11 protein-coding genes and 1 other annotated feature are annotated in these 11,918 nt (G+C 46.3%); of the genes, 1 reads left to right on the forward strand and 10 read right to left on the reverse strand.

The annotated features are described in order from the left end of the window. Positions 1–13 precede the first annotated feature (13 nt). The 5 genes from J2Z28_RS00380 to lspA all read right to left on the reverse strand — a co-directional run bounded on the left by J2Z28_RS00380 (position 14) and on the right by lspA (position 4,571). Entirely contained in the window at positions 14–646 is a 633-nt protein-coding gene (locus J2Z28_RS00380; RefSeq protein WP_211080771.1) for an HAD family hydrolase, read from the reverse strand. An 18-nt stretch (positions 647–664) separates the two neighbouring features. Then, a complete protein-coding gene (locus J2Z28_RS00385) occupies positions 665–1,555 on the reverse strand; it encodes a decaprenyl-phosphate phosphoribosyltransferase (RefSeq protein WP_211081023.1) in 891 nt (296 codons plus the stop codon). A gap of 202 nt (positions 1,556–1,757) precedes the next feature. Beyond that, positions 1,758–3,011 (reverse strand): LL-diaminopimelate aminotransferase, encoded by a 1,254-nt coding sequence (locus J2Z28_RS00390; protein WP_036674844.1) that lies wholly within the window; start codon positions 3,009–3,011, stop codon positions 1,758–1,760. A gap of 110 nt (positions 3,012–3,121) precedes the next feature. Next, positions 3,122–4,084: an RluA family pseudouridine synthase gene (locus tag J2Z28_RS00395; protein WP_415841434.1), complete on the reverse strand. Its 963-nt coding sequence runs from the start codon at positions 4,082–4,084 to the stop codon at positions 3,122–3,124. Then, positions 4,077–4,571, reverse strand: a complete 495-nt coding sequence (gene lspA / locus J2Z28_RS00400; RefSeq protein WP_017687321.1) for a signal peptidase II — start codon at positions 4,569–4,571, stop codon at positions 4,077–4,079. Before lspA ends, J2Z28_RS00395 begins: the two co-directional genes overlap by 8 nt. A gap of 221 nt (positions 4,572–4,792) precedes the next feature. Between lspA and J2Z28_RS00405 the strand changes: the two genes are divergently transcribed. Then, entirely contained in the window at positions 4,793–5,530 is a 738-nt protein-coding gene (locus J2Z28_RS00405; RefSeq protein WP_211080772.1) for a TraR/DksA C4-type zinc finger protein, read from the forward strand. Positions 5,531–5,573: 43 nt separating this feature from the next. Here the strand turns inward: J2Z28_RS00405 and J2Z28_RS00410 are convergent, their stop codons facing one another. From J2Z28_RS00410 to J2Z28_RS00430, 5 genes are all read right to left on the reverse strand, one after another. Then, complete coding sequence (locus tag J2Z28_RS00410) at positions 5,574–5,933, reverse strand: DUF5665 domain-containing protein (RefSeq protein ID WP_211080773.1); 360 nt, start codon at positions 5,931–5,933, stop codon at positions 5,574–5,576. Positions 5,934–6,098: 165 nt separating this feature from the next. After that, a complete protein-coding gene (ileS, locus tag J2Z28_RS00415) occupies positions 6,099–9,197 on the reverse strand; it encodes an isoleucine--tRNA ligase (protein WP_211080774.1) in 3,099 nt (1,032 codons plus the stop codon). Between the two features lie 329 nt (positions 9,198–9,526). Further along, positions 9,527–9,819: a binding site (T-box leader), on the reverse strand. A gap of 57 nt (positions 9,820–9,876) precedes the next feature. Then, positions 9,877–10,386 (reverse strand): DivIVA domain-containing protein, encoded by a 510-nt coding sequence (locus tag J2Z28_RS00420; protein WP_017687316.1) that lies wholly within the window; start codon positions 10,384–10,386, stop codon positions 9,877–9,879. A gap of 240 nt (positions 10,387–10,626) precedes the next feature. After that, on the reverse strand, positions 10,627–11,409 hold the full coding sequence (locus tag J2Z28_RS00425) for a YlmH family RNA-binding protein (protein WP_076211528.1): 783 nt from the start codon (positions 11,407–11,409) through the stop codon (positions 10,627–10,629). Between the two features lie 238 nt (positions 11,410–11,647). Further along, the gene (locus J2Z28_RS00430; protein ID WP_036674839.1) at positions 11,648–11,917 is read right to left on the reverse strand and encodes a YggT family protein; all 270 of its coding nucleotides are present in this window, start codon (positions 11,915–11,917) and stop codon (positions 11,648–11,650) included. Position 11,918 lies beyond the last annotated feature (1 nt).

Here is an 11,918-nt window from a genome sequence, read left to right on the forward strand (position 1 = left end):
GTATGATTCGATTTTATTTCCCCCACGTTAATGCCTCCATGTCCGGAACACGCTTGTTAATAAAGTATCGTTGACTTACAAGCTGCATGACCGGAAGGTCGGATAAGGAGTCCGAGTAGGAACACGACTGGTCATAATCAATGACCATATTCTTCTCACTCAGATAAGCCTGAATTCGGCGTACCTTCTCTTCCCCTTTGCAATTGCTGCCATCAACTCTGCATGTGTAACCATTCTCATGACGGACAAGTTCAGTTCCAATTACATGATCCACCCAGGGAAAATTATTAAAGTATTTCATATAGGCATGCGGAGATGCAGTTACCAGCAAAACATGATAGCCTGCTTCTTTGCGATGTTGCATCTCTACACTGGCCTCGGCAAAAATGGACGTACGCAAGCGGGTATCAAAGAAATGTTCGAGATCTTTTTCAGTCATACGCTCAATTTCTTGAAAGTAGGATCGTTTGACTTGTTCAACCGTCATGAAGCCTGCCTTGAATAACACGGTATGTAATGCAATGACAGGTAATCTCCATACCTGCCATGGGTAACGGCGAACACCGTAATGCACAAATTGAAACATAGAATCACTGCGTATGATCGTTTTATCAATATCAAAAATTGCGACTTTCGTGCTTTTCACCCTGATCCCCCTCCGCCTTTATTCAAAGATTGCAAAGATTGTAATAACACTTATCACATACAACATAACCGTAATTAATATAGGCTTGTCCTCAAACAGCACACGATCGGGCGAACCTCCCTGGTTCTTCATGTGGATCAGATACAGGTAACGGAACATGCCGTAAATGACCAATGGAATCGTCCACATGAGATGAATGGTTCGATCTGAAGTGAATGTGAACAGGGAATAACTGATAATCGTAGCTGTCGTCACAATCGTATTGAATTGATCCAGTAACGTAATGGAGTAGTTATCCAAAACTTTACGGTGTGATCCCATATTTCCCTCAAGCAACGTAAGTTCATTTCTGCGTTTTCCAATGGCCAGAAATAACGACAACAGCATTGTACAGATCAAAAACCACGGCGTGAATGGCACATGGATCAGCACACCACCTGCAATGGCACGAAGTACAAAGCCGGCTGCAATGGTCATCATATCCAGAATAACGAGATGTTTCAGTACAAATGAATACGATACATTCAACAGAAAATAGACGATACATAACACCCCAAATAGAGGGTTCATCATGAAGGCCGTTCCTACGGAAAGGATTAATAGAATAATGCCAAACATCAAAGCATGACTCGGATTCACCTGCCCAGAAGCCATAGGACGATACTTTTTCACCGGATGCTGTCGATCCCTGTCCCGGTCTACAAAGTCATTTAAAATATAAACACAGCCTGCAACAAGGCTAAATAGAATAAAACCAAGCAACGTCGCAAGAATGGTTTCAGTCCGAATCTCCTCAAAAGAAAATAGTAACGCAGCAAATAACAGCAGATTTTTAGTCCACTGTTTGGGTCTTAACAATCTGATTAATCCTGACACTGTACTGCCTGTTCCTGTAGCCGGTGACGACACCGTACTCGTTCGTGATGATAACAATTGTAATAACTCCCTTCAACAACAACTTCTGTATATAACAAATAACGTAAAGATCTAATCATATGTTGCTTGTATAATTTTGTAAAGGGAGTAAATGAAAAAATTCTAATATGGGCATAAAAAAGAGACCGTTTCCGGTCTCTTCGTTAGTACATGATTTAACTATTGGGTGATGCGATTAAAATTCAAATTGTACGTCGCTCAGACGACGTTTGATCTCAGCAATAACACGTTTCTCTTCCTCTTCACCCTTCGCTTCAAAGGTTACGGAGAAACGAACAAAGTTACCCGCATCATCCCAAGGTACGGATGAGATCAATTTCTCACGGATCAGGAATTGGGAGAAATCTTCGCCGGATTCGAAGCGACGTCCGCCAACCACACCTTTTGGTGCTTCTACATACAGGAAGAATGAACCTTTAGGTTTTTCAGCCTGGAAGCCCAGTTCGTTCAATGCGGCAACGAGCATGTCGTGACGGCGAGAATATTTCTCTGCAATTTTTTCCGTAATCTCAGGGTGATTCAATCCATAAGCAGCAGCCTTTTGAATCGCGATGAACTGACCGGAGTCATTGTTGTCCTTCACGTCACTGAATGCTTTGACTACAAGCGGGTTACCCGCTACAAATCCGATTCTCCAACCCGTCATGTTGTAGGACTTGGACAGAGAGTGCAGCTCTACGCCGACATCCTTCGCACCAGGTACCGAGAGGAAGCTGAACGGTTTTTTGCCATCATACGTCAATGCTGCATATGGAGCATCATGTACAACCACAACATTGTATTTCTTAGCCCATTCCACAACTTCAGTGAAGAACTCCACCGTCGCGCTTGCGCCTGTTGGGTTGTTCGGATAGTTCAGGTAGAGCAACTTCGCACGTTTTGCGATGTCTTCCGGGATAGCCGTCAGATCAGGCAAGAAGTTGTTCTCTTTCGTCAATTGGATGTTGAACACTTCTCCACCCAGATACTTCGTATGTGTACCCATAACCGGGTAACCTGGAACGGTCATGATCGTCACATCACCCGGATTGATGAAGCATGAAGGCATCATCGCCAAAGCCGGTTTGGAACCAATGGAGTGCACGATTTCAGTATCTGCATCGATACCTTCTACGTTGAATACGTTTTTCAGGTAGGAAGCAGCAGCAGCTTTAAATTCAGGAATACCATTGTCGGCATAACCACGGTTCTCAGGTCTGGAAGCTTCTTCTGCAAGTGCAGCTACAATGCCTGCATCAGCCATTTCGTCCGGTTCACCTACACCAAGGTCAATCAGTTCCACATCGGGAAAATCTTTTTTGGCCGAAGCTTTGGCACGTTTGATTTTCTCGAATTTATAAATGTTCGTGTCTTTACCATAGTTGGAGCCACCGATACGGTCGGCAAAATTAGTCTGAATGTAAGTTTCTTGATATTTATCGATACTCATAACGTTGTTCATCTCCTCATTTGACGCAAATTTCTACACTTTAATATGAAGCATTTGCGTGATCAAAGCCATGGACAAAGTATCCGAACATTTGTACTTTCTTGGAGCTGTTAACGACTGCGTAGCGAAGCAAGCACGTCTTCCATATCCTGCGGAATCGGAGCTGAAAATTCAAGGTATTCTCCCGTTGTTGGATGCACGAATCCAAGAATGGCCGCATGAAGAGCCTGTCCTTGCATTTTGATGCCTTTATTCCGTCCATAAGTTGGATCTCCTACAAGCGGGTGGCCGATAAATTTCATGTGAACCCGGATCTGGTGGGTACGTCCTGTCTCCAGTTTCAAATCCAGCAAAGTATAGTCATTAATGCGCTCTGAAACGGTAAAATGCGTAACGGCATGTTTACTGTTGCGTTCCGTGACTGTATACATTTTGCGGTCATTGGTATCTCGTCCAATCGGTGCATCAACGGTCCCTTGATCATGATTAAGATGACCATGAACGAGCGCAATATACCGTCGGTTCACCGTATGGTCCTTCAACTGAGCAGCCAGTGATGCATGGGCACGATCGTTCTTGGCAGCCATGATCAAGCCTGAGGTATCCTTATCGATACGATGCACAATACCCGGGCGCAACTCTCCATTGATACCCGAAAGGTCTTTGCAGTGGTGCATGAGTGCATTGACGAGTGTGCCAGACGTATGTCCTGGTGCTGGATGCACCACAAGACCACGCTGTTTGTTAATCACGATCAGGTCGCTGTCTTCATATACCACTTCCAGCGGAATATCTTCGGCAATGATCTCAACGGCAGCCGGTTCAGGAATCTGTAGTTCAATCAGATCCCCTTCGGATAACTTGGCATTGGCTTTGACTACAGCACCATTTACCGTAACCATTCCGTCTCCGATCCACAATTGAACTTGGGAGCGAGATACGTTATCCACAGCTTCCGTAATATATTTGTCAATTCGTTCTTTTTTATGTTCAGCGGCAACGGTCCATTCCATACGTTCATTGCCATTCATTAGTTCTTCGTCGTTAATCTGTTCCTTATTCGGATTACTCATGATGTTCATTCCCTTCAATCTTCGCGGCTGCTTTTTCGCGCCGTCCTTCAAGCAATGTCTCCACTATGATCAACCCTACACCGATGCAGATTGCCGAATCGGCGATGTTAAAAATGGGAAACGTATAACTTCCAAAATTAAGTTGTACAAAATCTACAACTTCTCCGGTCAATGCCCGGTCAAGGAAGTTGCCAATTGCTCCACCAAGCACCAAACTAAGCGCCACAGGCAGCAATTTGTGCGGGGTATCTTTTACCTTTTGCAAATACCAAATCAAGGCAACGACCACAATCAACGTAACCACAATAAAGAACCAACGCTGGTCTTGCAGAATGCCAAAAGCTGCTCCTGAGTTACGATGTGATGTGATGACAAAGAAATTGCCGATGACCGGAATCTCTTCTCTGAGTTCCATCCGGGTTGCAATCAGATACTTGGTTCCCTGATCCAATAAAAATACGATAAAAGCGAGGATATAATACACCACGTTTGTTTGTCACTCCGTTCTTGTCTTTTCCAAACGATACCAGGCTTACGCCAGACTTGTTTATTGTAGCACAGCTGTTTGGAAATCGTCCACGACGCGCTACATCGCAATGCTTATGGCAAAAACGATAACATTTCCCTTCTGTAATCTTGCCCTCAATAGCACATCCTACAATAGAGTCAAAATCCGGATTCCAGCATGAAAGCAGAAAGGGGAAAATCATGTCACACTTTACTAACGAACAACTACAATTTTTACGTTCCCAACTGATAACCGATAAGCGAGATATTGAACATAGACTGTCGGAGAACGAACATTATGGCCTTGGTGACTCCCTCAAACTACAGACAGGTGAATTATCACCGATTGATAATCATCCTGGCGACATAGCTACGGAGGTGTATGAACGCGAGAAAGATATTTCCCTGCTGGAACATGATGAATTCCAATTGGAACGAATCGATTCTGCACTGCACTCCATCGAAGAAGGACATTACGGTACATGTGCGGTCTGCCAGCAACCCATCCCTTATGAACGCATGGAAGCCGTACCCTACACCAAATACTGCAAAAAACATCAACCGGAAACCGTTGTCTCCGAAAACCGTCCTGTAGAGGAAGAATTCCTTGCCCCGGCATTTGGTCGAACCAGTCTGGACGAGCGTGATGATCAAAATGGCTTCGATGGTGAAGACACGTGGCAGATTGTTGAAAGCTGGGGCACATCGAACTCACCAGCCATGGCTGAAGGACGCGATATCGACAGCTATGACGTTATGGCGATTGAAGCCACCGATGAAGTGGAAGGTTGCGTTGAAGCGTACGAAAGCTTTGTTGCCACGGATATCTACGGTCATGACGTCTCCATCGTGCGCAATCGGCAATATCGCCAGTACCTGGAGAACCGTGAAGGCGATGGTCTGTTAGAACCGGATATGGAGACGGATGACACGTATTAATTGCAATTTGGTATCATTTGCATCTACTTTTTCGCTTAATCGCTTAGTAGGTGTTCATATCAAGCTGACGCTGCACAATGCGCACAATATCAGCGATGTAGTCTCCAACAATAGGAAGATTAAGCGCCCCAAGTACCTGTAACACGTAGATGATCGTTGCTGCGAAAAAGGTAAACCCAATCGCAATCCCCACACCCCGTGCGGCTCCAGACAACAGGTTAAGTCCAATCAATTTCCATGGCCTGTTCAGCAATTCTGTGTATTGCGCTATTCGTGAACGTTCCAGTTCATTCGCCAGACGGTTCGTCAGGGTATGTAACTCTTCAATTTTGTCATGCGAATTCAGATTATCTGATGTTGATTGTTGTGAAGTGGATGCGGTTTGCTTGTCATGTTCGCTCATGTTTTGGTCAGTTCCTTTGATCAATATAGATTGACTGCACTATAGAATCATTGCCTTATTGCTTAAAAAACAAACGAGCCCAGAACCAGGGAATATGTCCCTGCCTCTGCGGCTCGTTTGTTTATACGCTATATTCTGTCCTAATTGAATGGGACATGCTCCGAATTACGCTTCGATGTAAATACCGATCGATTTGCCTCCGGCTTCAACGCGTTCCATCGACTCATTCGAACCAAATGTCACTTCGGTTACGAGAACATTTTCACGCAATACATCATCAAACGCCTGAATAGCTTCCTGAAGGGATGCATCCACATCCAGTGTCAAACGTACTCTTTTCTCAATTGGCAGGTCCAGTCGTTTCCGGGTATCCTGCACAGCACGAACCACTTCACGGACCCAGCCTTCCTGTTCCAATGCTGGCGTGATTTCGGTATTGAGTGCAACCGTCAGACCGTAACCTGATGCTGAAGCAAAACCTGATTTGGCCTGTTTATCAACCAATAATTCTTCGCTCGTCACTTGTAGCTCTTCACCTTCCGGAGAAACGATGTTCAGCACACCCTCCGAAACCACTTTACGCGTCTCATCAGCTGACATTCCCTTGAAGAAGTTTTGCAGGAATCCTACGTTTTTACCGTATTTTTTACCTGCAACTTTCAGGTTCAGCTTCAATGTAAAGTCAACGAATTCTGCGTCATTATGCTCCGTACGGATTCCTTTTACATTGATCTCTTCTTTGATGATCTCTTCATAACTTGCCAGGTCAAAGCCTTTATCCAGGGAAACGATCAATTCGGACAGCGGCTGACGTGTCTTGATGCCTGTTTCGTTACGAACGTTACGGGCAAGTTCAACCACGCGGCGAGCCGTCTCCATATCCTGTTCCAGTCCTGCATCAATCAGTGCTTCATTAGCTACTGGATAGTCTTCCATGTGCACACTCTCACCTGTTGCAAGGTTCAGATAGATGTCTTCTGCCAGCATCGGTGTGAACGGAGCAACCAACTTCGCAGTAGTCACCAGTACTTCGGTCAATGTACGGTAAGCGTCCAGTTTATCGTCTGTCAGGCCACTTCCCCAGAAACGGTCACGGGAACGACGGATATACCAGTTACTCAACTCATCAACAAATGCTTCAATCGCTTTGGAAGAGTTCAGATAGTCGTTAACCAGCAACGCTTTTTCTACAACCAGGATCAGGCTGTTCAGTCTCGACAGAATCCAGCGGTCCAGCTTGTGTGCGGACAGTTGGAACGGGTGCTCCTGTGGATCAAATCCATCAATGGTAGCATAAAGCGTCAGGAATGCATGGGTGTTGACCAGCGTATCCACCATTTTGGATTTGGCTTCCCCTACGATACCTTTGGAGAAACGTTTGCTATTCCACGGTGCACTGTCAGACAACAAAGCCCAGCGGAATGCATCTGTACCGTATTCTTCGATCACTTCCCAAGGATCGATAACGTTACCTTTGGATTTGGACATTTTCTGTCCGTTCTCATCGAGAACGTGTCCTGTAGCCATAACTGCTTTGTAAGGCGCTTTGCCTGTCAAAAGGGTGGAAACCGCCAGCAAGCTGTAGAACCAGCCACGTGTCTGGTCAATCCCTTCACAGATCATATCCGCAGGATACTGCTGTTCGAATACTTCTTTATTTTCAAATGGATAATGCTGCTGGGCAAACGGCATGGAGCCGCTATCGAACCAGACATCAATCACTTCCGGTGTACGTTTCATTTCATATTTGCCACAAGAGCTCATGACTTTAACGTCATCCACATATGGTTTATGCAATTCAAGATTCTCAGGCACATCACCTACCGCACGAGCACGCAATTCTGCAATGCTGTGTGGAGCAAATTGTTCGCCAGTCTCCTCGCACACCCAGATGTTCAGCGGTGTTCCCCAATAACGGTCACGGCTGATGTTCCAATCGACAAGATCTTCAAGGAACTTACCGAAGCGACCTTCACGAACATGACTTGGGAACCAATCCACTTCACTGTTGTTGGCAATCAGTTGGTCCTTGATCGCTGTCGTTTGGATAAACCAGCTGTCCATCGCATAGTACAGAAGTGGTGTATCACAACGCCAGCAGAATGGATAGCTGTGCTCATATTTTTCTTTGCTGAACAAACGTCCATGCTCAGACAGATATCTCACGATATCAATATCACAATCCTTCACGAAACGTCCGGCAAAGTCAGTAACCTCAGCGACAAATTTGCCTTCCAGGTCCACCATGTTCACAAAGCTGATCCCATTCTCACGGCATACACGGTAGTCATCTTCACCATGGGCAGGAGCCATGTGTACGATACCCGTACCACTTGCATCCGTTACAAAGCCTGCACCCAAGATGATGTTGGCTTTCTCAGCCTGTACGTAGTTGAACGGAGGATCATACGTTTTGCCAACCAGATCGGCACCTTTCAGTGCACCAACGATCTCATACTCACCCTTGGCATCTTTCATCACTTTCTCAACCAGATTGGTTGCCATGATGTACACTTCATCACCTTGACGAACACGAGAGTAATCCATATCCGGATTCACGGCAAGTGCAACGTGCGAAGGCAATGTCCAAGGTGTTGTCGTCCAAGCCAGTACAAATTCTCCGCTGTCATTCAGTTTGAATTTCGCTGTAGCGCTCAGGTCTTTGACGTCTTTGTACCCTTGTGCAACTTCATGGGAACTCAGTGTTGTCTGACAAGAAGGACAATACGGGCTCACACGGTGACCACGATACAATAGGCCTTTCTCGTGGATCGTCGCCAGGATGTTCCATACACTCTCGATGTAGTTGTTATCAAGGGTGATATACGGGTTATTCATATCCGTCCAATATCCGATGCCTTCTGTCAGATCACGCCATTGTTGCTCGTATTCGAATACGCTCGCTTTACATTCGTTAATGAATTTCTCCACGCCGTAATCTTCGATTTCCCACTTGTGGGAGATACCGAGCTTCTTCTGTACACCCAGTTCTACAGGCAGACCATGTGTATCCCAACCTGCTTTACGAACGACACGGTAACCCTTCATCGTGTTATACCGTCCAACGAAATCCTTGATTACCCGTCCCAGTACGTGACCGATATGCGGTTTACCGTTTGCTGTAGGCGGCCCTTCATAAAATACGAAGTTTGGCTTGCCCTCCCGGTTTTCGATGGATCTTTTGAATGTATTCTCCGTTTTCCATTTATCTAACACGCGTAATTCTCTGGCGCGTGCCTTCTCTTTGACGTCAACTCGTTGCATGATGATTATCTTTCCTTTCTTTGGTTGGATTCTGGACCGTCCACAAAAAGCGTTTCAATCCCCCTTGCCAAGGGGGACCCCATAGGCGCTCCGCCCTCTGGACACCCGGGATGGGTTGTCAGTGGGGGATCGGTGGCGCTTATGTGCGAGGGTTTATGTGCGTAGTGGCGGCCATTTTGCGGCTGTTCCCTGCGTGAACCCCGCATGGCCTTACCGCGAGGCGGGTATTGCCGGGTGCTTCGCTCCCCCGGCGGGCGGCTCTCTCCTTGAGGTCCCTCCGGGCCTCATGGACGTTCGCCTTTTTTGGACACAAAAAAGCCCCATCCCTGGAAAGGGACGAGGCTATACTCGCGTTACCACCCTAATTCTGTTCATCACAAACCACATCCAGGCAAGCCTGGGTATGCTCTGTCATCAACAGCGCTTATGCCCCGCTATACTACCGCAGGGTGCCGTTATAACGTACGGCTTACGGTTCGGCTTACACACGGCAATCAAGATCACCGCTTCAGCGTCACTTCTCCGGGGAGATATTCGGCTATAACTCATCCATTGGTTTGCACCAACCACCAACTCTCTGAGGGATGAGATCATAACGTACTGAACCCGTCATGGAATCACTATTCATTATGAATATAGTTATAGCCTCTTTGCAGACAAAAGTCAACCAGGCGACAGACTAATAAATTTCTTTCATCTCCCGCTCACGGTCACGCACTTCCTGCTCCCGGCTCTCCAGCACTTCCCAACCATCCTGAGTCAACAGTTCAAGCTGCGCTTCAACAAGCGTGCGGAAACGGGCACGATAAATCGAGGCCTGCTTTTTCAGTTCTTCCACTTCCAAAGCAATTTTACGCGATTTTCCCAATGATTCGTTCACGATCCGGTCTGCATTTTTCTCTGCTTCCTTCACGATCAACTGCGCTTCTTTCTTCGCATTACCCTTCACATCATCAGCAGCTTCCTGCGCAATGATGATCGTTTTGCTAAGCGTCTCTTCAATTGTAGAAAAATGATCCAGCTTTTCCTGAACGGACAGCAACTGATTGCTCAGCTCTTTGTTCTCGCGAATGACGCCTTCGTAATCTTTGATGACTTGATCCAGGAATTCATTGACTTCATCCTCGTCATACCCGCGCAAACGTCGGGAAAATTCCTTGTTGTGTATGTCCAGCGGCGTTAATGGCATGCTGTCCACCTCCTGTTAAAGTTCCTTCCCGTCCAGAGAAGGTTTGCAGCATATGGGTACCACCCAAGGGGCCGTATCGTTGATGCCTAACCTTGGCAACGTATACGGAATGCAGGATCAGAATTGCATCCTCCAACGTTCATGTAAAGCATTGACTTAATGTTTATCGGATACACCGCGTATTTTCTACACCTTTATGATAAACATTTCGACAAGAAAGCGGATTTTCCTGCAACAGACTCAGGCAAATTTACCGATTTTCACTCGGCAGCGCCCTTTTTTGGTCATCCCATCCTGTTCCATAACCTTGAAACGGCCAAATCCCTGAATGGATACGACATCACCCGCTTTTAGCGATTTGGAGGGATCTTCCTCAACCTTCCAGTTCACACGGCAGCGACCAGCTTTGATCGGCACCAGCACTTTACTGCGACTAAGCCGATACACATCTGCGCAGATTCCATCCAAACGAAGAGAAGCGACCGTAATGTCCATCGTCTCCAGTTTACTCTCTGACCATCGCATCTGATCCAAAGGAAGTAACTCTGTGAACACATGTAACCGATGCACCTGATTCAGTTGAAGCGATAAAAAAGCGCCGGTTTCCGCCGCCACCACTGTATGGCAACCGTCCTCCAGCACTTGGATATCTCCGATCTTTCCACGTTTCATCCCAAGCCCGAGCAGGGAACCCATATAGTCCCCATGCTCCAGCTCCGAGATTTTCTGATCATCAGACGTGATACTGAGCACCTGCATTCCCATATCCTCATCATCCAGATACATATAATCAGGTGCAACCAGCGCACGCTTGCGTTCAGCAGCCTCGTAACCACCATCCAGACGAATCTGAACGTCGTTACGGCGATTGGCAAGAGTCTCTAAGATAAAAACCTGTCTTGGATCAAGAAAGTCAGTTAGCTTCATGTCATGATACTTACCTGCCTGCTCAACCCAATCCGAAGCCTTGTCTACAAAATCTCGCTCATCATGGCTAAAATGTTCGTAAATTTCACCGCTCATCTATGTCACCCTACCCTAATTGTCCGTGTTCAAAAAGACCGGTTTTCAGTACCGAGAAGATGGGATAAAGCTAGAAATGGAGTAGCGGAGCGTAGAAAAAACTACGTGAGCAACTACAATGTTTCCGAAGAAAACATACTTCGTAAGCCTCCCGCTTATTTCGGCTGAATTCCATATTCGATGCTGACGATGCCACTAGGCATCCTTCGTAATCAAAAGCGGACTTTTTGAACAACCTCTAATATGCAAAATACCGGAGTATGGAAATCAGCCCATTAAGCGCAAGCTGCAGAACGATCAGCGCCACAATCGGGGAAATATCCAGCACACCGAACAAAGGCGGTATAAATCGGCGAAACGGTCTTAAATATGGTTCCACTAATTTGCCCAGCCATTCACCGATGAAGCTTTCCCGCGCATTGGGAAGCCAAGACATCAATATGTAGACAATGACCATGTAAAAGTAAATCTGGTATAACGTGTACAACACGCTTTCAATCTGATACAAA

The sequence above is a fragment of the Paenibacillus xylanexedens genome (genome assembly GCF_017874615.1).
GTDB classification, from domain to species: domain Bacteria; phylum Bacillota; class Bacilli; order Paenibacillales; family Paenibacillaceae; genus Paenibacillus; species Paenibacillus xylanexedens.